The sequence below is a fragment of the Prevotella sp. P4-51 genome, assembly GCF_002251455.1.
Lineage (GTDB): Bacteria > Bacteroidota > Bacteroidia > Bacteroidales > Bacteroidaceae > Prevotella.
The window spans coordinates 41,056-67,427 of sequence record NZ_NPJM01000044.1; the positions used below are offsets into that span (position 1 = coordinate 41,056).

Sequence of the window (26,372 nt, forward strand, 5' to 3'; positions counted from 1 at the left end):
CACATTCATTATGGCTGAATATAGCAAATACAATATCGTCTACCGTCTGCAGAAGTGGATGGATAGCGTTCCCGGACAGACCTTCCTCAACTATGCCTATAGCTGGGGAGCGTCTATCGTTATCTTTGGTACCCTCTGTAAGCTCACCCACCTTCCTGGAGCCAACTTCTGGCTGTTCTTGGGTATGGGTACCGAGGTGTTCGTGTTCTTCATCTCTGCTTTCGACCGGCCCTTTGACAAGACCGCCGATGGCCGCGACCTTCCCACCCATGTCGAAGACGCCGAGGAGGATGAGGATGGTGCTGAGGCGACCGACCATGTGACGATGCAGGCTCCCCAGGCCGTGATTATCGGTGGCTCGGGAGTGATTCATGCGGGTGGAGACGTGGCTGTGGGTCAACCCGGTGGCGCTGCCAACCAACCCGCAGCTGCTGCTGACGGTCTGCAACCCTCAGGCAGCGTACAGATAGTGGGCGGCTCGGCTGCAGGCGTAGTAGGGCAGGGCGTGGTGACACCGGTAGTCACCGGCACCGCCGAAAACGAAGAGATGGTTCAGGCCCAGAGCGACTACGTAGACGAGCTCAAGCGTCTCGTTGAGACCCTGGGCAAGGTCAACGAGCAGAGTTCCCGCCTTGCCACCGACAGCCTGGAGATGGAGAACCTCAACCGCACCCTCACTGGCATCAGCCGAGTCTATGAGATGCAGCTCAAGAGCGCCAGCCAGCAGATTAGCACCATCGACCAGATTAACGAGCAAAGCAAGAAGATGGCCCAGCAGATAAAGCAGCTCAACCAGATTTACAGCCGCATGATAGAGGCCATGACCCTAAATATGCAGACCCGCAACCCCGGTCAGTAATCTAACGATACACCACTGATGGCAATCAAGAAGAAACAGATAACCCCGCGCCAGAAGATGATCAATCTGATGTATGTCATCCTCATGGCCATGCTGGCACTCAATATCTCCACCGAGGTGCTCAACGGTTTCTCCATCGTCGAGGAGAGCATCAACCGCACCACCGCCAATTCGGCCGAGGAAAACAGTGCCCTCTATGCGCGCTTTGAGCAGCAGATGAAGACCAACCCGGAGAAGGTGAGCCAGTGGTTTGCCAAAGCCATGGCGGTCAAGCAGATGAGCGACTCGCTCTATGCTTTCTCCCAGCAGCTCAAGGAGCAGATTGTGACCGAGGCCGACGGCAAGGACGCCGACCTGGCCAACATCAAGAACAAGGACAATCTCGAGGCTGCAAGCCATGTGATGCTTGCGCCCATCACCGGTAAGGGCGGCGCCCTGTTTGCTGCCATCAACCATTACCGGGAGCGCATCCTTACGATGGTGACCGACGAGCGCCAGCGCAAGATTATCAGCAGCAACCTTACCACCCAGCTCCCCCGTGGCGCCCACGCTATGGGCAAGAACTGGCAGCAGTATATGTTTGAGAATATGCCCGTGGCGGCAGCCGTCACCATGCTCTCCAAGTTGCAGAGCGACGTGCGCTACGCCGAGGGCGAGGTGCTCCATACGCTCGTTTCCAACATCGACCTCAAGGATATCCGCGTCAACAGGCTTGAGGCTTTTGTCATCCCCGAGTCCAAGACCGTCATCAGCGGCGACGCCTTCAATGCCCGCATCGTGATGGCGGCGGTAGATACCACCATGACACCCGAGATATATGTGGGCGGCCGCCGCATTACTGGCAACAACTACCGCTTCACAGCCAGTGGCGTGGGCGAGCACTCCTTCGCCGGATACATCACCATGCGCAATGGCAACGGCGGCCTTATCCGCCGCGACTTTACGCAGAAGTACAACGTGGTGGCGCCCAGTGCCACCGTCTCTGCCGACCTCATGAACGTGCTCTATGCCGGCTATGAAAACCCCATCAGTATCAGCATCCCCGGCGTAGCCCTCAACGAGGTCCAGGCATCCATGACTGGCGGCGCCTTCCATTCCGTGGGCATGGGTCGATATATCGCCAAACCCTCAGCCGTGGGCAGCGATGTGACCATCACCGTCAGTGCGCGCAAGGGCAATGCCATCCGCCAGATGGGCAAGTTCACCTTCCACGTGCGCAAGCTCCCCGACCCGATGGCCTACCTCGTCATCGGCACCGACCGCTACAAGGGTGGCGGCCTGTCCAAGTCTGCGCTGATGGGCATCGACCGCATCCATGCCGCCATCGACGACGGACTGCTCGACATCCCCTTCCGCGTGGTAAGTTTCGAGACCGTCTTCTTCGACAATATGGGCAACGCCGTGCCAATAGCCCCCAACGGAGCCCGGTTCTCCGAGCGTCAGCGCGAAACCTTCCGCCGCCTCCCCCGCAACCGCCGCTTCTACATCCGAGGCGTCAAGGCCGTGGGCCCCGATGGCATCACGCGCACGCTGTCTTACCCCATGGAGGTCATCGTCAAATAAGAAAACAATGCAACAATGAAGAAAATATTATTTATCCTTCTCGTCGGAATGATGGCTGTCCATGCGACCGCCCAGCCCGCCAAACGCAAAGCCGAGCAGAAGGCTGCTGCCACCACAAGCGGCGCCATCTCTACCCGAGCCCAGATTTCCTTCCCTGTGCAGACTCGCATGGCAGAAGATGTCGTGTGGCGCCGCGATATCTATCGCGAGCTCGACCTCCACGACGACGCCAACGCCAGCCTCTACTACCCTGTAGAGCCTATGGGCAACCAGGTCAACCTCTTCACCTACATCTTCAAGCTCATGATGACCGGCAACATCAAGGCCTACGAGTACCGGCTTGACGGAAACGAGGTCTTCAACGAGGCTGCCCAGGTCAAGCTCAAGGCATTCCTCGACAATTACCATATATTCTACGAGAAGACCAACCGGGGCATCTATATCGACAACAGCGATATCCCCTCGCGCGAGGTCACCGCTTACTATCTCAAGGAGTGCGTCTACTACGACCAGACCACAGCCTCCTTCCACACCCAAGTGCTGGCGCTGTGCCCCATCATGAAGCGTGAAGACGATTTCGGCGACAATGCCACGTCCTATCCCCTCTTCTGGGTCAAGTACGACGACCTGGCACCTTTCCTGGTCAAGCAGACCGTGATGACGAGCAATCTCAACAACGCCGCCGTGATGAGCATGGACGATTACTTTGCCAAAAACATGTACCGCGGCAAGATTTACAAGACCAACAATATGCTCGGCAAGACTCTGGCTCAGTACTGTCCCACCGACTCAGCCCTCTCCAAGGAGCAGAAGCGTATAGAGAAGGAGATCGTGGACTTCGAGCAGAACCTCTGGGGCGACAAGGCCCGCAAAGACTCGCTCGACAGCATCGCCAAGGCCAACAAGGATGTCAAGCCCGTCAAGAAGGGCCGCCGCGCATCGTCTTCGACTTCCGTGCGCAACAAGACCGTAAAGTCCAAGACCCGCTCCACCTCTTCGCGTTCGTCATCCTCGGCAGCGCGTGTCACCGTGCGTCGTCAGCGTCACTGATTGTAGCCAGCACTTGTTATTGGACGAAGAAGGACATTCGTCCCTCTCTGCTCCGATAATGATAGCCACGCCATCTATTTGTGCGCAATTGGAACGTGATTAAATATCATCCCGATTGCAGTCACTACGGAAACGGTATATATAATAAGTTGTAAGCCCCAGGCGCATAAAACGGCAGAACAGATGACTGCCGAAGATAGGGAAGTGATAGGTTCGCGCCGCAAGGGATATTCCTTTCGTGATGTGGCGAAACAGGGTTGTACATACAGTGCAGCGAGCGAAGCGATTACTACACGGGCAATTACCGCAATAGACTTGACTTTACGTTCTTTTCAAAGTAAAGGTTTTGTGATAGTCGTTTAAGGGGTAAAAGCTATGCTTGCACTATTAAGCACTACGTTTGAGATCACAAATTGTGATTTTGAAGATATGACAGATATAAAAGAAAAGATAGAGGACGGCGAACTGGTCACAAATTGTGACCAGATGGTTGTCGTGGATAATATAGAGTCTCTAATAAAGGTGATTAGAGGACAACAGGTTATGCTTGACAAAGATATAGCAATGCTATATGGTGTGGAGACAAGAACTTTGAACCAAGCAGTCAAACGTAATATTCAGAGGTTCCCTTCTGATTTTAGGTTTCAGTTGTCAATGGAGGAATGTTCAAAATCACAAATTGTGACTTTGAACGCTGGACGAGGACAGAATATAAAGAAATTACCTTTTGCCTTTACAGAGCAGGGCGTGGCGATGCTTAGCAGTGTTCTCCGTTCCAAAACAGCCATTGAGGTCAATATCCAAATCATGCGGGCCTTTGTCTCCATGCGCCATTTCATGACAACCAACGCTTCTGTGTTCAGTCGCTTGGAAACGATTGAGTACCATCAATTGGAAATGCAGCAACATCAGCAAGAAGCGGACAAACGCATAGACGAGGTATTTCGCCGATTGGATGAGGGCAATGCGAAGCCGAAGCAAGGAGTGTTCTACAACGGACAGATTTATGATGCCTATACATTCGTGTCCGACTTGATTAAGAGTGCGAAGAAGCGTATAGTCCTTGTCGACAACTATGTTGACGAGACTGTACTTACATTGCTCGATAAAAGAGATGAAGGTGTATCTGCGGTCATCTATACCCAGCAGATTAGTCGTCAGTTCCAGCTTGACATAGACCGTCATAATGCTCAATATGTACCGATTGATGTTGAAGTGTTCCGTTTATCGCACGACCGCTTCCTTTGTATAGACGATGATGTATATCATATAGGAGCCTCTATCAAGGACTTGGGCAAAAAGTGGTTTGGTTTCTCTAAAATGGAGATACTTACACCAGATGAATTGGTAGAAAAAATCAATAGAGAGTAAGACTCTGCTATGTGTAAAGCCAAATCTATGATATGATAGATTTGAGGATTAAAAGTTTATTGCTTGCGTGGTTGTACACTTGAGTTATCCGTAATGCAGTTTAATAAGAGATACAATAACCAATTAAATACAAACGACAATGAAAAAGAAACTATTTGCAACCCTGATGCTCTTGGCCTTTGTGGCTATAGGCAGCGCCAATGCACAGATTAAGTTCGGTGTCAAGGGCGGTATCAATATGTCCGAGTTCTCCGTCAAGGGCAATGTACTCGACAAGTCCAACAATATCGGCTTCTATCTTGGCCCCACCGCTAAGGTCTCTCTGCCCCTCACGGGCCTCGGCATCGACGTCTCAGCCCTCTACAACCAGTATTCTGCCGATGTTACCGTAGAACGTGGCAACGAGCAGATTGTCCGCGACCAGGCTACGCTCACTGTCAAGCAGATTGCCATCCCTATCAACCTGCGTTATGGAATAGGCTTGGGCAGTCTGGCCAGCATCTATGCCTTTGCAGGTCCACAGTTTGCCTTCAATATGGCCGACGACATCCAGAGTATCGACTGGAAGTGGAAGAATACGTACATGAGCTTCAACATCGGAGCCGGCGTGTCGCTGATGAGCCATCTCGCGTTCAACCTCAACTACAACTTCGGTTGCGGCAAGTCGGGTGAGACCGGTGCCGGCGATGTGGTGCGCAGCGCCTTCAACGCCAAGAGCAGCGCCTGGCAGCTGGGCATGACTTATTACTTCTAAGTCCACGCCCGCACGACAGCCCCATAACCCTCTGCTCCTGCCGAGGTTTGCCTCGGGGCGTCCGCGCCGTCGGTTACGACAAATGATATAGCCCGAAGTCCGTCATCTACGGTCTTCGGGCTTTCTGTTTCTATCTCTGCGCGATTAGTCTATCGCCGCCGTAGCCTCTGCGAGCCACTGGCGCTCGTCGTCGGCCAGATGTGGTGCCAGCTCTTCATACACGCGGCGGTGGTAGTCGTTGAGCCATTCCACCTCATAGTCGTCGAGCAGCCAACGGTCTATCACCGTGGTGTCGATGGGGCAGAGCGTGAGCGGCTTCATACGCAGGAAATTGCCACACTCGGTGCTGTCTCCACCGACGATGAGCAGCACGTTCTCGATGCGCACTCCAAAGCGGCCGGCGAGATAGACGCCCGGCTCGTCGGTGATGGTCATGCCCGCCTTGAGCGCCGTGGGCACATATTCCATACGTATCTGCTGCGGGCCTTCATGCACACAGAGATGCGCACCCACGCCGTGGCCCGTACCATGCAGGTAGTTGTAGCCGCGGCTCCACAGCACGCTGCGCGCTATGGCGTCTATCTGCGTGCCGTTGGCACCTGCCGGAAACTGAGCCATCTCCAGTCGTATGTGAGCCTTGAGTACCAGCGTGTATACCAGTCTCTGCTCCTCGCTCACGGGTCCCAGCGGTATGGTGCGGGTAATGTCGGTGGTACCGCAGTCGTATTGGGCGCCACAGTCGAGCAGCAGCAACCCCTCGGGACGTAGTTCGACGTCGCTGTCGGCTGTCGGCTCATAGTGTACGATGGCGCCGTGACTCTCATAGGCAGCTATGGTCTCAAAGCTCTTCTCCACATACGCAGGGTCTTCGCTGCGCAGCGCCGTGAGCTTGTCGTCCACGCCCATTTCGGTCACTCCGCCCTTTGCTACTGCCGGCTTTATCCACTTGAGCAGCCTCACCATCGCCACGCCGTCGCTCACCATAGCCTGGCGGAAGCCCGCTGTCTCAGCCTCGTTCTTCACCGCCTTCATCAGCGGAATGGGCGATGGCGCATAGATTACCTGTGTGCGGCTGGGCACGTAGCGCGGCATGAGCGCAGCCGTCTCGTTGCCGTCCATCAGTATCGAGTATTCGAAGTAGTGTGCCAGTCCTTCACCTATCTTATTATATGGGCGCAGCTCCACGCCATTGTCGTTGAGATACTCCTTGACCTCGTCGCTCACGCGGCTGCACTCCGTAAACAGGGTGGCGCCCCTCGATGCGATGAGCAGATAGGCTATGAACACCGGGTTGCACTCTATATCGGCCCCGCGCAGATTGAGCGTCCAGGCTATGTCGTCGAGCGCCGATACCAGCATGCCGTCGGCGTGTACCGCTGCCAGCCTGCGCCTTATCGCCGTCAACTTGTCAGCAGCCGTTGTCCCTGCCCATTCCATAGGGTGCTTCCTTATCGGTTTCTGCGGCAGCGCGGGTCGGTCTGTCCATATCCGGCTCATCGGGTCGAGGTTGGTGCGCAGTGTGATGCCACCCTGCTTGCGCAGCGCCATCGTCATCGCCTGCACCGTGTTGTATGTGCTTGTCGAGCCGTCTATGGCCACCGTGGCACCGCTCTTCTCAGCCAGTTCGGCGCCCAGCCACTCGGTTATCGACGGAGTTCCCTCCATGCGCAGCCGCATCAACTGGTACTCGGTGCCATCGAGCTGCTCTTCGGCTTGCAGGAAGTAGCGCGAGTCGGTCCATAGCGCGGCACTCTTCATGGTGACCACGGCGGTGCCCGCCGACCCCGTAAACCCGCTTATCCACTCGCGGCTCTTCCAGTGGTCTGCTATATATTCTCCGTTGTGCGCGTCGCTGCTCGGGATGATGAATGCGTCTATCTTTTCTCGCTCCATCAGCTCGCGCAGCCGCTCTATTCTGTTTTCTATCATCTCTTTCATCTCTATTTTGCTAATTGGACATGACAAAGGTAAAAGTTTTAAGAATTAATCACAAAAGAAATTGCGATTAAATGACATTTGTCATTCTTTTTTTCGTAATTTTGCAGATGATAGCAGCCCGAGGCGACCGCTGCCCTTACTCCGATGCATCTCCAGGTTGCATTTGGGTAGCCGGGAGTGACGATTGGCTCCGTCAAGCTGCAGGATAAAAGACAGAACGAATCACTTATAATTAATATTATAGTTATGGAATTTTTAACTAATGACAAACTCGTCATCGTCGGCGCAGCCGGCATGATTGGCTCCAACATGGTGCAGACAGCACTCATGCTCAGACTTACTCCCAACATTTGTCTTTACGACGTATTCTCAGCTGAAGGCGTAGCCGAGGAAATGCGTCAGTGCGGATTTGACGATGCCAACATCGTATCTACCACTGACCCCAAGGAAGCCTTCACTGGCGCTAAGTATATCATCTCTTCAGGTGGCGCACCCCGTAAGGAGGGCATGACACGTGAAGACCTGCTCGTAGGCAACTCTAAGGCTGCCGAGGAGCTTGGCCAGAACATCAAGAAGTTCTGCCCCGACGCCAAGTTCTGCGTGGTTATCTTCAACCCCGCCGACATCACCGGCCTCGTAACTCTCGTTCACTCTGGTCTGAAGCCCAACCAGGTTGCTACACTTGCTGCCCTCGACTCTACTCGTCTCAAGGGTGCGCTGGCCAAGCACTTCGGCGTAAGCCAGGCTGTCATCGAGAACGCCTACACCTATGGTGGCCACGGCGAGAAGATGGCTGTCTTCGCTTCTCCTACCACTATCGACGGCGTCAAGCTGCTCGACGTGATTGCTGGCAAGGCTACTGTCAACGGTAAGGGTCTTACCGCTGAGGAGTGGGCTACCATGCAGAAGGAAGTTACCCAGGGTGGTGCCAAGATTATCGAGCTCCGTCGCCGCAGCTCATTCCAGAGCCCCTCTTACCTCGCTGTCAAGATGATCGAGGCTGCTATGGGTGGCGAAGAGTTCACTTATCCCGCCGGTACTTATGCCGACACAGCCCGTTACAACCACGTGATGATGGCTATGCCTACCCGCATCACAAGCGACGGTGTCTACACCAAGCCAGTTATGGGTACAGCCGACGAGATTGCTGCTCTCGACGCTTCTTACAACCACCTCGCCGGTATGCGCGACCAGGTGATTGCTCTCGGTGCTCTGCCTCCAGTAGAGAAGTGGTCTGAGATCAACCCCAACCTTTAATACGGTTTTATAGTTATTAATACATGGCTCCAGTCCGGGTTTGTTCCCGAGGCTGGAGCCTTTATTTTGCCCCTGCGTGCGGTCGCCACGGTGGCTGTCTGCCCGAGCGCCCGCCAGAGGCTAATCGGCATCGGCGTGAGCGCTGTGAAGAGTATGGCGATGACCTCCTGTGCCGAGGCTGCGCGCGCTGGTGGTGTGGAGCGTATCGATAGCTGTTGTGTATCAGGTGTCTGTGGCGGTAGAGAACGCCCTTGCTGGCTCGTATCAATAGTTACGAGCCCTCGTGCCTATTGATACGAAGGCTCGTTTCGTAAGTCACGAGCCCACGTGCCTGTTGATACGAGCCGGCAGAGGTGGTCAGGGGCACCGCGGCAGCTATTTCGGGAGTAGCGGTAACAAGTTCCGTATTCGGGGTAGGGCACAGGACGATGATTGTGCGTACCTTTGTCGCTGTCCGACAGGTCGGTGCCAGCGTCTGGCCGATGCCTGTCCGCGCGAGAGTGGCGGGCGTGGCTCCGCCGCTGAAGGCGGTGCCACCGGGGTGTCTTCTCTAATATTTATTAAAACCGATGAAGAAACTCCCGACAATCGTGGCATAAGTGTACGAAAGTTAGTATTTTTGTAGGTAAATAATAATATCCACTATGAATCTGATTAAGGATAAAGAATTTGGCGGCGAGCGTCCGCTGTTTGGTCTGAGCGACACGCGGCTCGAGCATATCACCATCACCGATGGCGAGTCGGGCATCAAGTTCTGTCGCAATATCGAGTGCGATGACTCCCGCTTCTATGGCAAATACCCCTGGTGGCACGTCGACGGCAGCCATATCACCAACTGCTATTTCGCGCCCGAGAGCCGCAGTGCCATCTGGTACTCCGACAACATGGTGATGGAAGACACGGTCATCGACGCGCCCAAGTTCTTCCGCGAGATGAACAACCTCACCCTGCGCAACGTCATCCTCACCGATGCCGACGAGACCTTTTGGCGCGTGCGCGGTCTGAAGCTCTACAATGTCGAGCTCCACGATGGTACCTATCCCTTCATGTTCTCCGAAGACATCTACGTCGACGGTCTGAAGAGCGACTCCAAGTATGTCTTCCAGTACTGCCACAACGTGGAGATACACCATGCCCGCATTACGACCAAGGACAGTTTCTGGGAGTGCGACAATGTGACCGTCTACGACTCCGAGCTCGACGGCGAGTATCTGGGTTGGCACAGCAGCAATGTGCGTCTGGTGCGCTGCCACATCAGTGGCGAGCAGCCCCTCTGCTACATGGACCACGTGACCCTCGAAGACTGTACCTTCGATGCCGCCTGCGACCGTGCCTTTGAAGACAGCTCCCACATCGACGCCCGCATCAGCGGCGCCATCACCGAGGTCAAGAACCCCGTGAGCGGACACATCGTCGCCGACCGCATAGACCGCATCACCTACGACGACTATGCCCGTGGCCACGACTGCCGTATAGAAACAACCAAACAATAAAGATACAATGGCAACATTTGATTTTGACCATGCCCCCGAGCGTCTCGGTACCCGCTGTGTGAAGTGGGACAGCATAGGCGAGGGCGAGCTGCCCATGTGGGTGGCCGATATGGACTTCGAGGTGGCTCCCGCCATACGCCAGGCTGTGGAGCGCCGCGCCGCCCATCCCGTCTATGGCTACACCTTCACCGATGACAGCTACTACGACGCCGTCATCAACTGGTTTGACCGCCGCCACCAGTGGCACATCGACCGTAGCTGGATACTCCACACCCCCGGTGTGGTGGCAGCTATGAGCTGTGCTATCAAGGCGCTCACCCTGCCCGGTCAGCAGGTGGTTATCCTCACCCCCGTCTACAACTGCTTCTTCTCGTCGATACGCAACTGCGGTTGCGAGGCCTCCGAGTGTGAGCTCAAGCGCGAGGCCGACAGCTATGTTATCGACTACGACGACCTGGAGCGTCGCTGTGCCGACGAGCGCGCCGCCGTGCTGCTCTTCTGCAACCCCCACAACCCCGCCGGCCGCGTGTGGCGCCGCGACGAGCTTGAGCGCGTGAGCGACATCTGTCGCCGCCATCATGTGCGCGTCATCGCCGACGAGATACACTGCGAGCTCGTGATGCCCGGCTATGAGTATACGCCCTTTGCGTCGCTCTCTGACGAGACATCGGCCATCACCGTGACCCTCAACTCGCCCTCCAAGTCGTTCAACACCGCCGGACTGATGCAGTCCAACGTCATCTGCAGCGACACGGAGATGCGCCGCCGCGTAGACCGCGTCATCAACATCTTCGAGGTGTGCGAGGTCAACCCCTTCGGTCCCGACGCGCTCGTGGCAGCCTACAACGAGAGCGAGGAGTGGCTCGACGAGCTCAACCGCTACCTCTACGACAACTACCTGGAGCTGAAGCGCTTCTTTGCCGAGTATATGCCCAAGATAGAAGTGCTCAAGCTCGAAGGCACCTACCTCGTGTGGGTAGATATCTCTGCCCTCGAGTTTACTTCAGATGAACTCGAAGCCAAACTCCGCGACGAGGGCAAGGTCTATCTCAACAGCGGCACCATGTACGGCCGTCGCGCCGGTCAGGGCTATATGCGTATCAACATTGCCTGTCCGCGCAGCCGCATGATAGACGGTCTCACGCGTATGGCCAAGGTGCTCGCGCCCTATATGGAAGACGACTGCGACATGGGGTGCCCCTCCTGAGCCGCGGCGCACGCCCTCTCTGGGGTGCGGCAGTCGTCATAGGCTGCCGCAACCTATACCTTATTATATATAGTACAATAAACAATCTGCAACACTATTATGAACATAAGCAAAACTGCTAAGGCGGCAGCGGCAGTGATAGCCGCCCTCATCGCCTTGCCCGCCACCGCCCAGAAGAACGTGGCTTACCAGGACAGCCATGTACGCATATCGCTCGTCACCGACGGCATGGCACGTATGGAGTACTCGCCCGACGGCCGATTTGAGGACGGACAGTCGCTCATGGCCATCAACCGCGACTACCCCGCCGTAGACTATACCACCCGCGACCGTGGCAAGACCGTCGAGATAACCACCCGCTGCATGGTCATCAAGTATACCAAGAGCCAGGGCCCGCTCGGCAATGGCAACCTGCTCATAACCTCGCCCAAACGCAAGGGAGTCAAGCCCTTTGCCTGGCGCCCCGGGCAGAAAGACACCCTCAATCTCAAGGGTACCTATCGCACCCTCGACGGATATGACGGCAATATGCGCGGCGACCAGCCCATGCCCATCGAGGACGGTCTGCTCTCGCGCAGCGGATGGACCTTCATCGACGACTCGCAGAACTATCTCTTCGACCATAGCGACTGGCAGTGGGTAAGCCACCGCCGCGAGGAAGGCAAAGCCCAGGACTGGTACTTCATGGCCTATGGCCACGACTATCGCAAGGCTCTGCGCGACTTTACCGTGGTCTCGGGAAAGATGGCGCTGCCTCCGCGCTATGCCTTCGGTTACTGGTGGTCGCGCTACTGGTGCTACACCGACAACGAACTGCGCCAGCTGGTAGACAACTTTGACACCTACAGCATTCCCCTCGATGTGCTGGTGGTCGACATGGACTGGCACTACACCGAGAAGGGCAAGGGCGCATGGACAGGCTATACCTGGAACCGCCGCCTCTTCCCCGACCCCAAGGGCTTCCTGCAGTGGGCTGGCTCGAAGCAGCTCAACGTGACTATCAACCTGCATCCCGCCGACGGCATCAAACCCTACGAGGAACAATATCCCGCTATGGCGCGCTGGATGGGCATGAACCCCGACGAGAAGAAGGACATAGACTGGGCAGCGTCGGATAAACGGTTTATGGAGGGATGGTACAACACCGTGTTGCGCCCTATGGAGCGCGACGGAGTGAGCTTCTGGTGGTTAGACTGGCAGCAGGGACTCAACGACAAGGAGTTCCCACGGCTCGGCAACACCTGGTGGATAAACTATACCACCTTCACCGACATGGAGCGCCATCGCCAGGAGCGCCCGATGCTCTACCACCGCTGGGGCGGGCTGGGTAACCACCGCTACCAGATAGGCTTCTCGGGCGACGCCGTCATCAGCTGGAAATCGCTCGACTTCCAGCCCTACTTCAACGCCACCGCCTCCAACGTGCTCTATGGCTACTGGAGCCACGACATCGGCGGCCACATGAACGCCAACCGCATAGACCCCGAACTCTATATACGCTGGCTCCAGTTTGGTGCGCTGAGTCCCATCCTGCGTACCCACTCGACCAAGAGCTCCGCGCTCGACAAGGAACCGTGGGCCTTTGACCACCAGCACTTCAGCATCATCCGCAACACCATCCTCGAGCGCTATCGCATGGCTCCCTACATCTACACCATGGCACGCCGTGCCTACGACGAGGGTCTCTCGCTCTGCCGTCCGCTCTACTATGAGTGGCCCGAGAACGAGGAAGCCTACCAGGAGCGCAACAGCTATATGTTTGGCGACCAAATCCTGGTCAGCCCCATCACCCAGCCTATGGCAGACGGTGTGTCCCGCCACAAGGTGTGGCTCCCCGGCGGCAACGACTGGTATGAGGTGGCTACGGGCACGCTGCTCAAGGGCGGACAGCGCGTGGAGCGCAACTTCCACCTCGACGAGTACCCCATGTATGTCAAGGCGGGCGCCGTCATCCCCATGTATGACAAGGTGAAGAACCTGAAATCCAACGACGAGCCCATCGTGGTGACCGTCTACCCCGGCGGCAACGGCGAGTTCTCGATGTATGAGGACAACGGCAACGACAAGGCTTATGCCACCGCCTTTGCCCGCACCCGCATGACCCAGGAGGTCGAGGGCAACAAGCTCACCGTGAAGATAGGTCGTCGCGAGGGCAGCTATGAGGGCATGCCCGAGGCACGCAAGTACAGTGTGAAGATAGTGGCACGGGCTGTGCCAGAGCTGGTTGTGGTCAACGGCAAGCCCGCGGCGTTCGACTATGACGGCAACACGCTTACCGCCACCATAGCCATAGCCGACAGCGACCCCAACATCGAGAAGACAGTAGAGGTGACCTATGCCCCCGACGCCATCGATGTGGCCGACGGACTGATGGGCCAGATGCGCCGTATAGGGCAGAACAACTACAGGCTGAAGCGCCAGAAGGCCGGCATCGTCTTCGGCGAGGGACTCGGCACGATGGAGTCGACCGGTCGAGCCATCAGTTACTATCCCGACAGGATGAAAGAACTCGTGGCTGCCTTCCGTGCCAACTATCAGCGGCTGCCCCAGCTGCTCGACGCCAATGGTGTGACTGAGAAACAACGTGAAATCTATCTTCGCGCCACTTATTAGGAGTGAGCGTTTGATTTATCATAATTTTCAAGGTGGAAACTACAATTTCCACCTTGTTTATTTAAGTAATAGAGGATATTTTCGTAATTTTGCACGTAGTATCTAAAGCAACAAACAATTATGGCAGAAACAAGACAAATCAAGACAGCCCTCATCTCAGTGTTCCACAAAGACGGCCTGGATGAACTGTTGAAGAAACTCAATGAAGAAGGTGTGAAATTCTTGTCGACTGGCGGCACTCAGCAGTTCATCGAATCGCTGGGTTACGAGTGTGAGAAGGTAGAGAACGTGACCTCCTATCCCTCTATCCTCGGTGGCCGTGTGAAGACCCTCCATCCCAAGGTGTTCGGAGGTATACTGGCCCGTCGCGCCAATGAGGGCGACCAGGCACAGATGAAGGAATATGACATCCCCGCCATAGACCTGGTTGTAGTAGACCTCTATCCCTTTGAGCAGACCGTGGCAAGCGGCGCATCGGATGCCGACATCATCGAGAAGATAGACATCGGCGGCATCTCGCTCATCCGTGCCGGAGCCAAGAACTTCAATGACGTGGTCATCGTGCCCAGCAAGGCCGAGTATAGCGTGCTGCTCGATATCCTCAACAAGAAGGGTGCCCAGACCGACATCGAAGACCGCAAGATGCTGGCAGCCCGCGCCTTCGGCGTAAGCAGCCACTACGACACCGCCATCCATGAGTGGTTTGTCAAGTAACAACAACGATTATTTATAGCTATAAACGATTTTTATAAATGGGATTTTTTTCATTCATTCAGGAGATTGCGATGGACCTGGGAACGGCCAACACCATCATTATCAGTGATGATAAGATTGTGGTGGACGAACCATCGGTAGTCGCTCTCAACCGCATTGACGGCAAGATGATTGCCGTGGGCCAGAAGGCCAAGATGATGTACGAGAAGACTCACGACAACATCCGTACGGTGCGCCCCCTGCGCGACGGTGTGATTGCCGACTTCTCTGCCTGTGAGCAGATGATGCGTGGTCTTATCAAGATGGTACACTCTGGCAGCCGCCTCTTCTCGCCCTCACTGCGTATGGTAATCGGTGTGCCTTCGGGCTCTACCGAGGTTGAACTCCGTGCTGTCCGCGACAGTGCCGAGCATGCCGATGGCCGCGATGTCTATCTTATCTTTGAGCCTATGGCAGCCGCCATCGGTATCGGTATCGACGTTGAGGCTCCCGAGGGCAACATGATTGTCGACATCGGCGGTGGTAGCACCGAGATTGCCGTTATCTCTCTCGGTGGCATCGTCTCCAACAACTCTATCCGCGTGGCTGGCGATGACCTTACTTCCGACATTCAGGAGTACATGAGCCGTCAGCACAATGTGAAGGTGTCGGAACGTATGGCAGAGCGCATCAAGATACATGTGGGCTCGGCATTGACCGACCTGGGCGACGAGGCTCCGGAAGACTATGTGGTACATGGTCCTAACCGCATCACCGCACTGCCTATGGAGGTGCCTGTATGCTATCAGGAGATTGCCCACTGTCTCGACAAGACCGTGGCAAAGATTGAGAACGCCGTGCTCTCGGCTCTTGAGAACACTCCCCCCGAGCTCTATGCCGATATCGTGAAGAACGGTATCTATCTGAGCGGTGGCGGCGCCCTGCTGCGTGGTCTCGACCGTCGTCTTCAGGAGAAAATCAACATTCCTTTCCATATCGCCGAAGACCCGTTGCACAGTGTGGCACGCGGAGCTGGCATCGCGCTGAAGAATGTTGACAAGTTCTCGTTCCTGATGAGATAGTGCCAATGCGAAACCTGTTAGAGTTTCTCGGCAAGCATAACCATTGGTTTCTCTTCGTCCTATTCGAGATTATCGGACTGGTATGGCTTTTCCGCGGTCACACTTACCAGGGGAGCGTGTGGTTCTCCTCGGCCAATGTGGTGGCGGGAAAGCTCTATGAATGGGACTCTAAGGTGACGGCTTATTTCTCCCTGGGGGATATCAATGAGCAGCTCACTGCCCGCAACGTATATCTGGAGAGCCAGGTCAAGGTGCTCTCCGACCGGCTGGAACAGACTTCGGCCGACAGTACGCTGTTGGCTCAGGTCAAGGCTCAGTCGCTGGAGGGCTACAGACTCATTCCGGCCAAGGTAATCTCGAACACCATCTCAGAGAAAGACAATCTCATCACCATCGACAAGGGTGAGGCCGACGGGGTGAAGAAGGATATGGGCGTGGTAAGCGGCCACGGCGTGGTAGGCATCGTCTATCTCGCATCGGCCCACTACGCCGTCATCATCCCCGTGCTCAACCGCCAGTCAAACATCAGTTGTACCATCAAGGACCGCGGCTACTTCGGCTACCTCCACTGGGATGGCGGCTATACCGATATGGCGTATGTCGACGACGTGCCTCGCCACGCCCGTTTCCGCAAGGGCGACTACGTGGTAACCAGCGGTTACTCAGAGGTATTCCCTGCCGGTATCATGGTGGGGCAGGTCAAGTACGTGTTCAACTCGGCCGACGGACTTTCCTTCCGCTTGAAGGTAAAGCTCGCCACCGACTTTGGCAAGCTGCGCGACGTGTGTGTGGTCGACAACACTGAGCTTAGTGAGCGCATGCAGCTGCTCAACGCAGCCAAAGACTCCATCTTGCTCAAACAGAAAGATTAAAATGAAATACGGGATAGTCAAAGACATAATCTTATACGCGGTGATACTGCTGGTGCAGATATTGATACTTAATCATATCCATCTCTTCGGTGTCGCCACGCCCTTGCTCTATGTCTATCTTATCATGCTCCTTAAGCGTAACTGCCCCCGATGGGCACTGCTGCTCATTGCTTTTGTCATGGGCGTCATCGTAGACATATTCTCCGACACGTCGGGAATAGCCACCGTCAGCATGACGCTGATTGGCTTTGTCCGCCCCTACATCCTCATGCCGCTGTTGAGCCGTGAGGCTGAGGAGGATATGGCTCCGACGATGGAAAACCTGGGCACGGCGCGCTTCTTCTATTACACTCTGATAGTGGTGACCATCTACTGCCTCGTATTCTTTACTCTGGAGGCGTTCTGCTTCTACAACTGGCCCCAATGGCTGGCCTGCGCGTTGTCGAGCACCATCCTCACCACAATGCTGATACTGGTAATCGAAAACGCAAGGAAGCTGTAAATGAAAGACTTCAACCTGGAGAACCGGCGCTTCGTCATCGGAGGCGTGGCCGTCGTCATTGTCGTGGTTTACATCATCCGCCTATTCACGCTGCAGCTGATGAGCGATGACTACAAGCGCAATGCCGACAGTAACGCTTTCCTCAAGAAGATAGACTATCCCTCGCGTGGTGTCATCTACGACCGCAACGGCAATCTGCTGGTCTACAACCAGCCTGCCTATGACATCATGGTGGTGATGAACGAAGAGAAGGGCCATATCGATACCCTCGAGTTCTGTCAGGCGCTGGGTATTACCAAGGAGTTTTTCATCCGTCGTATGAACGATATCAAGGACCGCAGCAAGAACCCCGGCTATTCGCGGTTTACCCAGCAACTGTTCTTGTCGCAGCTCTCTGACCAGGAGTTCAGTATGTTCCGGGAGAAGATGTTCCGCTTCCCCGGTTTCTATGTGCAGAAGCGCAGCATCCGTCAGTACCAGTATCCCAATGCAGCCCACGTCTTGGGCGATGTGGCCGAGGTCTCTGAGGCCAATATTGAGGACGATGACTACTATCAGGCTGGCGACTACATCGGCAAGCAGGGTGTGGAGAAATCGTATGAGAAACAGCTGCGTGGCGAGAAGGGTATACAGATTCTCCTGCGCGATGCCCACGGCCGCATCCAGGGTAGCTATCAGCATGGCCAGCTCGACCGCCGGCCTGTGGCTGGTAAAGACCTTACGCTCAGTATCGATATCAAGCTCCAAGCCTTGGGCGAGCGGTTGCTCGAGGGCAAGATAGGCTCTATCGTGGCCATCGAGCCTTCCACAGGCGAGGTGCTGTGCATGGTCTCTTCCCCCACTTACGACCCGCGCATCATGGTGGGTCGCCAGCGTGGCAAGAATCATCTCGCGCTGGCCCGCAACCCGTGGAAACCTCTGCTCAACCGTTCTACGATGGGCCAGTATCCTCCCGGCTCTACCTTCAAGACATCCCAGGCTCTTACCTATATGTCTGAGGGTATCATCACTCCCGCCACCTCTTTCCCCTGCCATCGCGGCTTCTATTACCGAGGTCTCCACGTTGGCTGCCACTCCCATGCGTCGCCCATCGCCATGATTAATGCTATCGGTACCTCCTGCAATGCTTACTTCTGCTGGGGCCTCTACCACATGGTGGGCAACCGGCGTAAGTACGCCAACAGTGCTGCTGCCCTCGACGTGTGGCGCGATTACATGAAGAGTATGGGATTTGGTTACCGGCTCGGTATTGACTTGCCCGGCGAGAAGCGAGGGTTCATCCCCAACGGTATGTTCTATGACAAGGCTTACCATGGTGCATGGAACGGCCTTACTGTTATCAGTATTTCCATTGGGCAGGGTGAAGTCAACCTTACTCCGCTCCAAATCGCCAACCTCGGTGCCACTATCGCCAACAGAGGTTATTACTATACCCCCCACGTGGTGCGCAAGGTGGCTGGAGAGCCCCTCGACACCGCCTTCACTCGTCGCCATTACACCAAAGCAAGTCGCCGCGCTTACGAATATGTCGTTGCCGGCATGCGAGCTTCGGTCCTCCGAGGTACGAGCCGTTCGATGAACCGTGCCGACTATGAAGCCTGCGGTAAGACGGGTACTGCGCAGAACAGAGGTCATGACCACTCCGTTTTCATGGGCTTCGCGCCGATGAACGACCCGCGTATAGCCATTGCCGTGTATGTCGAGAACGGTGGATGGGGTGCCGACTATGGTGTGCCCATTGGCGACCTGATGATGGAACAATATATTAAGGGAAAACTGTCGCCTGCGTCGGAAGCCAAGGCCGCAGTATTCCAGAAGAAACGTATAGCTTATGGTTCAAGCAATAGATAACAATCAGGGCGTGTTTCGCTCTCTGGACAAGTGGACGGTGTTCATCTACGTGGCGCTGCTCGTCTTCGGATGGATAAGTGTCTGCGGAGCCAGCTATACCTATGGCTCGACCGATATATTCAGCATGGGCTCGCGCTCGGGTATGCAGATCGTGTGGATAGGTACCTCCTTAGCGTTGGGATTTGTCATCCTGATGACCGACTCGCGCATGTACGACACCTTTGCCTACGTCATCTATGGTGTGCTGCTCTTGCTGCTGTTTGTGACTATCTTCAACCCTCACGAAATCAAGGGCTCGCGCTCGTGGCTTGTCCTTGGACCGCTGCGATTGCAGCCGGCCGAGTTTGCCAAGTTCGCCACGGCGCTCGCGGTGTCCAAGCTCATGAGCAGTTATGGCTTTGACATCCACCGATGGCGCCACTTCGCGATGGCGATTGGCGTGGTGGTGCTACCGATGCTCTTCATCGTCGGGCAGAAGGAGACTGGCTCGGCGCTGGTTTACCTCTCGTTTTTCCTGATGTTCTACCGCGAAGGCATGCAGGGCAGCATCCTCTTTTCGGGTGTGGCGATGGTCATCTATTTTGTCGTCGGCATCAAGTACGAGAACGTGATGCTCATGGACACCCCCACCTCGGTGGGCAAGTATGTCGTCCTGCTGTTGGCGCAGATTTTCACTACCGGCATGGTCGCCTCCTACTGCAAGTCGCCCAAGACCGTGCGCATCATGGCCATAGCCGTGGCTTCCACCACCCTCATAGCCACCCTCGCAGCCCGCTTCATCGTAGCCTTCGACATCGTGTGGATACAGCTTGCCACCATCGTCGCCATGGCGATTTTCCTCATCTATCAGGGGCTTTCCACCCGCATCCGCAGCTTCTTCTACATCTCGCTGTTCTGTATCGGCTCGGTGCTTTTCTTCTACTCTGCCGACTATATGCTCAACGATGTGATGAAGCCCCACCAGCGTGTGCGCATCAATGTGCTCTTGGGACTCGAGGAAGACCTCTCCGGAGCCGGTTACAATGTCCATCAGAGTGAGATAGCGATAGGTTCAGGCGGACTCAAGGGCAAAGGCTTCCTCAACGGAACCCAGACCAAGCTCAAGTACGTGCCCGAGCAAGACACCGACTTCATCTTCTGCACCGTGGGCGAGGAAGAGGGCTTTGTAGGGTCGGCAGGTGTGCTGCTGCTCTTTCTCGCGCTCATCCTGCGGCTTATCCACTTGGCCGAGCGGCAGACCTTCAAGTTCGGGCGCATCTATGGCTACTGTGTGCTGAGTGTCTTCCTCTTCCATGTGTTTATCAATGTGGGCATGGTGCTTGGCCTTACCCCCGTCATCGGCATCCCCTTGCCCTTCTTCAGTTACGGCGGTTCGTCGTTGTGGGGCTTTACCATCCTCCTGTTTATCTTCCTCCGCATCGATGCCGCCCGCAACCAGCGTGTTTAGGCTTACAAAATAAAAACCAACGGTCCCCCTCTCCGGTTACCGTTGGTTTTGTCTTATCTGTTGTCGGCTTTCTTTCCGCCGCTTTGGTCTTCCCGAGCCGGGGACTCATGCCCCAGCCAACCGGCACTCACTCCCGTCCCCTATATATATAATAAGGTGTAGCCCCGATTGCCTATCCATCCGGCAGAATTGCCCAACCGTCCTGACGGAACTGCTTCCGCCGCCAGAGGATTTACTTCATCCGTCTGACGGAGATACCCACGTCGCTCACACCCGGCAGGATGTCGCGCTTCATGTCGTGGCGCACGGTGATGTGCATGCTGTCGTTGGCGTTGAGCCTCAGGCGGCGCACCTCGGTGTTGTATTCAAAGCAACTTATGCCGCCCGTTTTCTGCGTGCTGTTGGTCTTCACCAGTCGGCAGTCGAGTGTATCTCTCAGCGTGGTGCCTTCGGGCAGAATGGTCTGGTCTACGATGAGCGTGATGGCGACGAAGGGGAAGTCGTAGTCGGTGCGCAGCCCCAGTTCTACGAGGTAGTCGCCCGCCTGAGCCATCTTTGCCACGTCGTAGCACAGGGTGTCGTTGCGCTCCCATCCCTCCAGCGACGTGTGGCGGTAGGTGTCATACACCTTGCCGTCGCATGCCGTGAGTATCATCATCACGATGCCTGTCAGCAGCCCCAGATTTCTCATTCCTCCTTATTGTTCTTAGGCGCGTTCTGCTGTCTGTCCCTGTTGCCTTGACGACGCTGACCCTGTTGGCGGCGATTGTCCTGGCGGTTGCGCTTCTGGCCGTCGCGACCTTGCTTCTGGCCGTCGCGGTTCTGGTTCTGGCCCTCACGCCCCTTGTTGTGCTCGTCGCGGTTCTGGTTCTGGGCGTCCCCCTGTTTGGGTTCCTGACCCTGCTGTTGCTTTCCGCCCTGCTGCTGTTTCTGGTTGCCGTTGCCCTTGGGCTTGTTGCCGCCTTTGCGCTTGCGCTTGCTGCGGTCAAATCGGCTGATGTCGGCGTCTTCGAGCAGGTCGAGCGACTTCTTTTCCACCTTGGCGGTGCCGTCTTCGAGCAGACTCAGCGGCTTTTCGCCCTGCTTGTTCATCTCGATGATGGCGTGAGCCCTCTCGGCGCTGATGGTCTCCAGATTGGCTGCCAGGTTCTTGTCGGTCGAGTAGGTGATGAGCCCCGCCAGCACGTCGGTCTTGAACTGATAGTAGTCGTTGTCCTTGGTCTGCAGCACAGCGTCCTTGGCGGGCATCTTGCGGTTGGCCTCTACATAGTCGTCTATCTCGTAGTTCATGCAGCACTTGAGCTTGGCACACATACCCGCCAGCTTCTGCGGGTTGAGCGAGATGCCTTGGTATCTGGCGGCGTTGGTGCTCACGCTTACGAAGTTCTTCATCCATGTGGCGCAGCAGAGCTCCCTTCCGCAGGGACCCGTTCCGCCGATGCGTCCAGCCTCCTGACGCGCACCTATCTGCTTCATCTCGATGCGCACGTGGAAGGTCTCTGCCAGCACCTTGATGAGCTGGCGGAAGTCTACGCGCTCGTCGGCGATGTAGTAGAATATGGCCTTGTTGCCGTCGCCTTGATATTCCACGTCGCCTATCTTCATCTGGAGCCCCAGGTCTTTGGCTATCTGTCGGCTCTGTATCATGGTGCCGTGCTCGCGGCTCTTTGCCTCGCGATACTTGTCCATGTCGATGGGCTTGGCTATACGGTAGATGCGGCGTATGTCGTCTGCCGACTTCAGGTTGGCCTTCTTCAGCTGCAGCTTTACCAGTCTGCCGGTGAGGGTCACCACTCCGATGTCGTGGCCGGGGTTTGCCTCTACCGCCACGGTGTCGCCCTTCTTCAGTTCCAGGTTGTTCACGTTGTGGTAGTAGCCCTTGCGGGTGTTCTTGAACTGTACTTCCACCAGGTCGGTCTCCTCGTCGTTGCCGGGGATGTCTGCCAGCCAGTCATAGGTATTGAGCTGGTTGTCCTGGCGGCCGCAGCCACAGCAGCTCAGACCTCTATCGGTGTCGCAGCAGAGTTTATATTTGTTACTCATTGTCTCGTTTTTGCTTTTTATGGGTTTATATATGGTGTCACTTACGACTTATTTCTGTTTCAACAGCATAATCATGTTGAGGGCCAGGTCAAACATCACGATTTTAGGTGTGACGTTCTGGCCTATCTCTTTCATCGATTTCTCCAGCTCTTCGGCTATCCCTATCACGTTGTGCTCGTTGACGAAGGGCGCGAAGTTGCGGGCGAACGCCTCTTCCTGCGCCGTCATATAGCAGAGGTCGGCGTTGTGGAAGTTGTACATGAAGTTCTCTCTCGTCATGCGGCTGAAGTATGCCAGCATGCGGCGCTGCTTTTCGCGTCCCAGCTGCGCCACATCCTCGCTCCAGGTCTTCAGGTCCTTGATGTTGCGCATATAGGCCAGTCGCATGAGCGTCTTGAAGAGTTCCAGCATCTCGGTGTTCTCGTTGTCGGCGTCCAGCGCCTCGAGGGCTCTGAGCCAGCTGCCACTGGCCAAGTGGGCTATGCGCTTGGCGTCGTCGGCGGCTATGCCCCTCTTCTCGGTGAGCGCCTGCTCGATGTCGTGGTCTTCGATGCGCTTCATGTCTATGCGCTGCACGCGGCTGCGGATGGTCTCGAGCAGCTTGTCGGGCTCGTCGCTCACGAGCAGGAACACCGTCTGCATGGGCGGTTCCTCGAGCAGCTTGAGTATCTTGTTGGCGCAGACCACGTTCATGCGTTCGGGCAGCCAGATGATGACCACCTTGTAGCCGCCTTGGCTCGACTTGAGGCTCAGCTTGCGTATCAGCGCCTCGCTCTCTGCCTCAAATATCACCGCCTGCTGGTTGGCCACCTTGATGCGCTTCAGCCAGCGGTCCATGGTGAAGTAGGGGCTCGCCAGGAGCATGTCGCGCCATTCCCTCACAAAGTCGTCGCACACCACCTTGGTCTCGCTGGTGGCGCCGGCGGGCTTGACGATGGGGAAGCTGAAGTGCAGGTCGGGGTGCTCCCACTTCTTGAGCATGGCGCTTTCGCCCAGCAGATAGGAGGCCAGCGCCAGCGCCATAGCCATCTTGCCGCAGCCGTCGGGGCCGCAGAACATGAGCGCGTGGGGCAGCCTGTGCTCCTCTGCCATCTGCATGAGACGCTTCTTGGTCTCCTTCTGTCCTATTACCTCGTCAAATGTCATATCAGTCGTCTCGTTACCTCAGCCACGCTGTCCACTGCCGACACCGTGTAGAAGTGTATATTGTTGATACCATGGGCGTAGAGCTCCTGGCACTGGTGTGTGGCCCACTCTATGCCCAGCTGCTTGGCGTCGTCGTCGGTCTTGCAGCGCTTCACTTCGGCTGCCAGCTCCTGGGGCAGGTCACAGTGGAAGGTCTTGGGCACCACGGTGAGCTGCGAGAGCTTAGCGAGGGGCTTGATGCCGGGGATGATGGGGATGGTGATGCCCATGGCGCGCGCCTTGTCTACGTAGTCGAAGTACTTGCTGTTGTCGTAGAAGAGCTGGGTCACGGCATACTCGGCACCCATGTCCTGCTTCATCTTCAGATAGCCCATGTCCATCTCCATATTGGGCGCCTCGTCGTGCTTCTCGGGGTAGCACGCCACGCCATAGCCGAAGGGCGTGCCCGGCACCTTGATGGCGCTGCCGTCGGCAAAGTAGCCGCTGTTGAAGCGGTTTACCTGCTCTATCAGGTCGGTGGTGTGGGCGTGGCCGCCAGCCACGGGGGTAAACACGCGGTCGTCCTTGGCCTTGTCGCCACGCAGCAACAGCAGGTTTTCGATGCCCAGAAACTGGAGGTCCAGCAGCTCATACTCGATGTGCTCGATGGTGGCGCCGCTGCATATCACGTGGGGGATGACGGGGATGCCATACTTCTGCTGGATGGCGGCGGCTATCGCCACGGTACCGGGGCGGCGGCGTATGCGCATGCGCTCAAACTGGCCATTGTCCAGCTCGCGATACATATACTCGCTGTGGTGGGTGGTGATGTTGATATAGAGAGGGTCAAACTCTTTCAGCTTGTCGATAGTGGCAAAGAGCTTGCCCGTTCCCGTGCCCTTGAGTGGGGGCAGCACCTCGAACGAGAAGTTCTTCTTGTCTTTATGGATGTTGATGAGTTCTACAACTTTCATGATGATTTCTTGCAGTTAGATGGGGCGTGGTTATATATTTTGCAAAGTTAGTAAAAAAAAACAGCATACTCTTCGTTTTTAGCGGTTTTTCTCATACACTTCTTCCAATGATTTCCCTGCTCTCTGCCACTGCCGCCGCCTCCATCGCCGCTGCCGGTGGGGTAGGGCCCGTCGCCAGTGGCTCACCCGTGGCGTCGCCGGGGGACTCTGCTGCCGCCCTTGTCGCCGCCGGAGCCGCATTGGCTGGCTCGTATCATACGTTACGTGGGCTCGTGCCTATTGTTACGTGCCCTCGTGTCATACGATACGTGCGCTCGTGTCTTCCGTTACGAGCCGGCAGCGTTGGTCTCCACGTGGCAGCACGTGGTGGCGGCGCCAGCATCTGTCTCCGCTCCTTTTCTTGTGTGCCCTTGGCTTCTTCGTGAGCGACATAATTGCCTCTGCCGGGGCAAAAAGTCGGCGTTTTGTTTGGTGCTTTCTCCGACTTGGACTACCTTTGCACCATACTAATATCATCAACGACAATGAAGAAACTCGCTATTATCAGTTTGTGCATGCTCCTGGCGCTAAGCGTCAAGGCAGGCAAGGTAGATACGGTGCTGGTACACAGCACGGTGATGAACAAGGATGTCAAGACGGTGGTCATCACACCCACCGAGACCAAGAAAAACCGCGACCAGCGCTATCCGGTGCTCTATCTGCTCCACGGCGCCACGGGCAACTGCAAGTATTATCTCGAGAAGGTCAAGGCCACGCTCCCCGAGATAGCCGACGAGAAGGGTATGATATTCGTCACCCCCGACGCGCTCAACTCGTGGTATATAGACAGCCCCATCAACAAGAACCTGCAGTACGAAACCTTCACCTCCAAGGAACTGGTCGAGTATATCGACAGCCACTATCGCACCATCGCCGACCGCAAGGGTCGCGCAGTGACGGGGCTGAGCATGGGTGGTCATGGCGCGCTCTATCTGGCGTTCCGCCACAAGGATGTCTATGGCGCCTGTGGCAGCATGAGTGGTGGTGTAGACTTCCGTGGCTTCCCGCAGAACTGGGAAATCAAGCGGTCGCTCGGCGAGATGGCTCACAACCGCAAGCGCTGGGATGCCCATGTGGTGGTCAACCAGATTGGCCGCATCCAGAACCATGACCTCGACATCATCATCGACTGTGGCGAGGGCGACTTCTTCCTCGAGTGCAACAAGTCGCTCCACGAGCGTCTGCTCGGCCGTGGCATCGACCACGATTTCATCCTGCGTCCCGGTGCCCACAATGCGCAGTATTGGCACAACAGCATAGACTATCAGCTCCTCTTCTTCCAGAAGTTCTTTGCGAAGAAGTAGGGGGATGAGAGGCTTTTCTGCCTTGGCACTCCTACAGAGTTGCCGCTGCTTGTGGGCATACCACTATGGGCTTTTATCTGCTCAACCCACACGGGGCTCAAATAAACACAAAAAGCCGTGGTCACTGCTGGCGGCTTCGCCTTGGTGATGCCGGTGGTGCCGACCGTCGGAAAACAAGTTTTCCTTCGTGTCGTCACCGCCATCCCCACCGTCATGCGGTGCATGACGCCAGCAGTGACCACGGTAAAAAAAGCCGCCGTTGGCGGTAAAAAAAGTCCGGCTGGCGCCGGTACAAAAACAGCTGCTTGGGAGAAGCCCCTCCCCAGCCCTCCTAA

23 protein-coding genes are annotated in these 26,372 nt (G+C 56.1%); 17 read left to right on the forward strand and 6 right to left on the reverse strand.

Features of this window, described 5'->3' with window-relative positions; all coding sequences use genetic code 11:
• The first annotated feature begins 10 nt into the window (after positions 1-10).
• The 5 genes from gldL (at position 11) to CIK94_RS06055 (ending at position 5,597) form a co-directional block, all read left to right on the forward strand.
• Positions 11-859, forward strand: a complete 849-nt coding sequence (gldL, locus tag CIK94_RS06035; RefSeq protein WP_094421918.1) for a gliding motility protein GldL — start codon at positions 11-13, stop codon at positions 857-859.
• Positions 860-877: 18 nt separating this feature from the next.
• Positions 878-2,422 (forward strand): gliding motility protein GldM, encoded by a 1,545-nt coding sequence (gene gldM, locus CIK94_RS06040; protein ID WP_094421921.1) that lies wholly within the window; start codon positions 878-880, stop codon positions 2,420-2,422.
• Positions 2,423-2,437: 15 nt separating this feature from the next.
• The gene (gene gldN, locus CIK94_RS06045; protein ID WP_094385605.1) at positions 2,438-3,472 is read left to right on the forward strand and encodes a gliding motility protein GldN; all 1,035 of its coding nucleotides are present in this window, start codon (positions 2,438-2,440) and stop codon (positions 3,470-3,472) included.
• 429 nt (positions 3,473-3,901) lie between these two features.
• The gene (locus CIK94_RS06050; protein ID WP_094385680.1) at positions 3,902-4,843 is read left to right on the forward strand and encodes an ORF6N domain-containing protein; all 942 of its coding nucleotides are present in this window, start codon (positions 3,902-3,904) and stop codon (positions 4,841-4,843) included.
• Positions 4,844-4,982: 139 nt separating this feature from the next.
• Complete coding sequence (locus CIK94_RS06055) at positions 4,983-5,597, forward strand: porin family protein (protein WP_022310393.1); 615 nt, start codon at positions 4,983-4,985, stop codon at positions 5,595-5,597.
• 144 nt (positions 5,598-5,741) lie between these two features.
• Here CIK94_RS06055 and CIK94_RS06060 read toward each other — a convergent pair whose 3' ends face one another.
• Positions 5,742-7,535 (reverse strand): aminopeptidase P family protein, encoded by a 1,794-nt coding sequence (locus CIK94_RS06060; protein WP_094385603.1) that lies wholly within the window; start codon positions 7,533-7,535, stop codon positions 5,742-5,744.
• A gap of 246 nt (positions 7,536-7,781) precedes the next feature.
• Between CIK94_RS06060 and CIK94_RS06065 the strand changes: the two genes are divergently transcribed.
• The 10 genes from CIK94_RS06065 (at position 7,782) to rodA (ending at position 20,552) form a co-directional block, all read left to right on the forward strand.
• Positions 7,782-8,792, forward strand: a complete 1,011-nt coding sequence (locus tag CIK94_RS06065) for a malate dehydrogenase (protein WP_094421923.1) — start codon at positions 7,782-7,784, stop codon at positions 8,790-8,792.
• 644 nt (positions 8,793-9,436) lie between these two features.
• Positions 9,437-10,285, forward strand: a complete 849-nt coding sequence (locus tag CIK94_RS06070; RefSeq protein ID WP_094385599.1) for a DUF3737 family protein — start codon at positions 9,437-9,439, stop codon at positions 10,283-10,285.
• Between the two features lie 7 nt (positions 10,286-10,292).
• Complete coding sequence (locus tag CIK94_RS06075) at positions 10,293-11,492, forward strand: MalY/PatB family protein (protein ID WP_094421925.1); 1,200 nt, start codon at positions 10,293-10,295, stop codon at positions 11,490-11,492.
• A 99-nt stretch (positions 11,493-11,591) separates the two neighbouring features.
• A complete protein-coding gene (locus CIK94_RS06080) occupies positions 11,592-14,105 on the forward strand; it encodes a glycoside hydrolase family 31 protein (protein WP_094421927.1) in 2,514 nt (837 codons plus the stop codon).
• Positions 14,106-14,225: 120 nt separating this feature from the next.
• Positions 14,226-14,819, forward strand: a complete 594-nt coding sequence (locus CIK94_RS06085; RefSeq protein WP_094385592.1) for an IMP cyclohydrolase — start codon at positions 14,226-14,228, stop codon at positions 14,817-14,819.
• A gap of 38 nt (positions 14,820-14,857) precedes the next feature.
• Positions 14,858-15,880, forward strand: coding sequence for a rod shape-determining protein (locus CIK94_RS06090; RefSeq protein WP_022310401.1), 1,023 nt, complete (start codon positions 14,858-14,860; stop codon positions 15,878-15,880).
• A gap of 5 nt (positions 15,881-15,885) precedes the next feature.
• Complete coding sequence (gene mreC / locus CIK94_RS06095) at positions 15,886-16,752, forward strand: rod shape-determining protein MreC (RefSeq protein ID WP_022310402.1); 867 nt, start codon at positions 15,886-15,888, stop codon at positions 16,750-16,752.
• A gap of 1 nt (position 16,753) precedes the next feature.
• Positions 16,754-17,254: a rod shape-determining protein MreD gene (gene mreD, locus CIK94_RS06100; protein ID WP_094385590.1), complete on the forward strand. Its 501-nt coding sequence runs from the start codon at positions 16,754-16,756 to the stop codon at positions 17,252-17,254.
• Positions 17,255-19,105, forward strand: coding sequence for a penicillin-binding protein 2 (gene mrdA / locus CIK94_RS06105; protein ID WP_094388085.1), 1,851 nt, complete (start codon positions 17,255-17,257; stop codon positions 19,103-19,105). It abuts the gene before it with no gap.
• Positions 19,086-20,552, forward strand: a complete 1,467-nt coding sequence (rodA, locus tag CIK94_RS06110; RefSeq protein ID WP_094388086.1) for a rod shape-determining protein RodA — start codon at positions 19,086-19,088, stop codon at positions 20,550-20,552. Before mrdA ends, rodA begins: the two co-directional genes overlap by 20 nt.
• Positions 20,553-20,784: 232 nt before the next feature.
• Here the strand turns inward: rodA and CIK94_RS06115 are convergent, their stop codons facing one another.
• Genes CIK94_RS06115 through metF form a run of 4 tightly spaced genes read right to left on the reverse strand, consistent with a single transcriptional unit; the run spans position 20,785 to position 24,694 of the window.
• Positions 20,785-21,243 (reverse strand): gliding motility lipoprotein GldH, encoded by a 459-nt coding sequence (locus CIK94_RS06115; protein ID WP_094421929.1) that lies wholly within the window; start codon positions 21,241-21,243, stop codon positions 20,785-20,787.
• Positions 21,240-22,595 carry a regulatory iron-sulfur-containing complex subunit RicT gene (locus tag CIK94_RS06120; RefSeq protein ID WP_094385581.1) on the reverse strand — a complete coding sequence of 452 codons (1,356 nt, stop codon included), beginning with the start codon at positions 22,593-22,595 and terminating at the stop codon, positions 21,240-21,242. Before CIK94_RS06120 ends, CIK94_RS06115 begins: the two co-directional genes overlap by 4 nt.
• 48 nt (positions 22,596-22,643) lie before the next feature.
• Complete coding sequence (locus tag CIK94_RS06125) at positions 22,644-23,741, reverse strand: DNA polymerase III subunit delta (RefSeq protein WP_094421931.1); 1,098 nt, start codon at positions 23,739-23,741, stop codon at positions 22,644-22,646.
• Complete coding sequence (metF, locus tag CIK94_RS06130) at positions 23,738-24,694, reverse strand: methylenetetrahydrofolate reductase [NAD(P)H] (protein ID WP_094421933.1); 957 nt, start codon at positions 24,692-24,694, stop codon at positions 23,738-23,740. The genes CIK94_RS06125 and metF overlap by 4 nt, the downstream gene beginning before the upstream one ends.
• Before the next feature lie 107 nt (positions 24,695-24,801).
• On the opposite strand from metF, the gene CIK94_RS14030 reads away from it, so the two are divergent.
• The gene (locus CIK94_RS14030) at positions 24,802-25,119 is read left to right on the forward strand and encodes a hypothetical protein (protein ID WP_144008316.1); all 318 of its coding nucleotides are present in this window, start codon (positions 24,802-24,804) and stop codon (positions 25,117-25,119) included.
• Positions 25,120-25,218: 99 nt separating this feature from the next.
• The gene (locus tag CIK94_RS06135; protein ID WP_094385575.1) at positions 25,219-26,037 is read left to right on the forward strand and encodes an alpha/beta hydrolase family protein; all 819 of its coding nucleotides are present in this window, start codon (positions 25,219-25,221) and stop codon (positions 26,035-26,037) included.
• Here the strand turns inward: CIK94_RS06135 and CIK94_RS14625 are convergent.
• A partial coding sequence (locus CIK94_RS14625; protein ID WP_216821930.1) for a hypothetical protein occupies positions 25,998-26,372 on the reverse strand: 375 nt, incomplete at its 5' end. The two genes, CIK94_RS06135 and CIK94_RS14625, sit on opposite strands and share 40 nt — an antisense overlap.

Bases quoted from the DNA above. Each gene is read 5' to 3' on its own strand.
- gldL (WP_094421918.1), top strand. From the start codon at position 11: ATGGCTGAATATAGCAAATACAATATCGTCTACCGTCTGCAGAAGTGG.
- gldM (WP_094421921.1), top strand. From the start codon at position 878: ATGGCAATCAAGAAGAAACAGATAACCCCGCGCCAGAAGATGATCAAT.
- gldN (WP_094385605.1), top strand. From the start codon at position 2,438: ATGAAGAAAATATTATTTATCCTTCTCGTCGGAATGATGGCTGTCCAT.
- CIK94_RS06050 (WP_094385680.1), top strand. From the start codon at position 3,902: ATGACAGATATAAAAGAAAAGATAGAGGACGGCGAACTGGTCACAAAT.
- CIK94_RS06055 (WP_022310393.1), top strand. From the start codon at position 4,983: ATGAAAAAGAAACTATTTGCAACCCTGATGCTCTTGGCCTTTGTGGCT.
- CIK94_RS06060 (WP_094385603.1), bottom strand. From the start codon at position 7,535: ATGAAAGAGATGATAGAAAACAGAATAGAGCGGCTGCGCGAGCTGATG.
- CIK94_RS06065 (WP_094421923.1), top strand. From the start codon at position 7,782: ATGGAATTTTTAACTAATGACAAACTCGTCATCGTCGGCGCAGCCGGC.
- CIK94_RS06070 (WP_094385599.1), top strand. From the start codon at position 9,437: ATGAATCTGATTAAGGATAAAGAATTTGGCGGCGAGCGTCCGCTGTTT.
- CIK94_RS06075 (WP_094421925.1), top strand. From the start codon at position 10,293: ATGGCAACATTTGATTTTGACCATGCCCCCGAGCGTCTCGGTACCCGC.
- CIK94_RS06080 (WP_094421927.1), top strand. From the start codon at position 11,592: ATGAACATAAGCAAAACTGCTAAGGCGGCAGCGGCAGTGATAGCCGCC.
- CIK94_RS06085 (WP_094385592.1), top strand. From the start codon at position 14,226: ATGGCAGAAACAAGACAAATCAAGACAGCCCTCATCTCAGTGTTCCAC.
- CIK94_RS06090 (WP_022310401.1), top strand. From the start codon at position 14,858: ATGGGATTTTTTTCATTCATTCAGGAGATTGCGATGGACCTGGGAACG.
- mreC (WP_022310402.1), top strand. From the start codon at position 15,886: ATGCGAAACCTGTTAGAGTTTCTCGGCAAGCATAACCATTGGTTTCTC.
- mreD (WP_094385590.1), top strand. From the start codon at position 16,754: ATGAAATACGGGATAGTCAAAGACATAATCTTATACGCGGTGATACTG.
- mrdA (WP_094388085.1), top strand. From the start codon at position 17,255: ATGAAAGACTTCAACCTGGAGAACCGGCGCTTCGTCATCGGAGGCGTG.
- rodA (WP_094388086.1), top strand. From the start codon at position 19,086: ATGGTTCAAGCAATAGATAACAATCAGGGCGTGTTTCGCTCTCTGGAC.
- CIK94_RS06115 (WP_094421929.1), bottom strand. From the start codon at position 21,243: ATGAGAAATCTGGGGCTGCTGACAGGCATCGTGATGATGATACTCACG.
- CIK94_RS06120 (WP_094385581.1), bottom strand. From the start codon at position 22,595: ATGAGTAACAAATATAAACTCTGCTGCGACACCGATAGAGGTCTGAGC.
- CIK94_RS06125 (WP_094421931.1), bottom strand. From the start codon at position 23,741: ATGACATTTGACGAGGTAATAGGACAGAAGGAGACCAAGAAGCGTCTC.
- metF (WP_094421933.1), bottom strand. From the start codon at position 24,694: ATGAAAGTTGTAGAACTCATCAACATCCATAAAGACAAGAAGAACTTC.
- CIK94_RS14030 (WP_144008316.1), top strand. From the start codon at position 24,802: ATGATTTCCCTGCTCTCTGCCACTGCCGCCGCCTCCATCGCCGCTGCC.
- CIK94_RS06135 (WP_094385575.1), top strand. From the start codon at position 25,219: ATGAAGAAACTCGCTATTATCAGTTTGTGCATGCTCCTGGCGCTAAGC.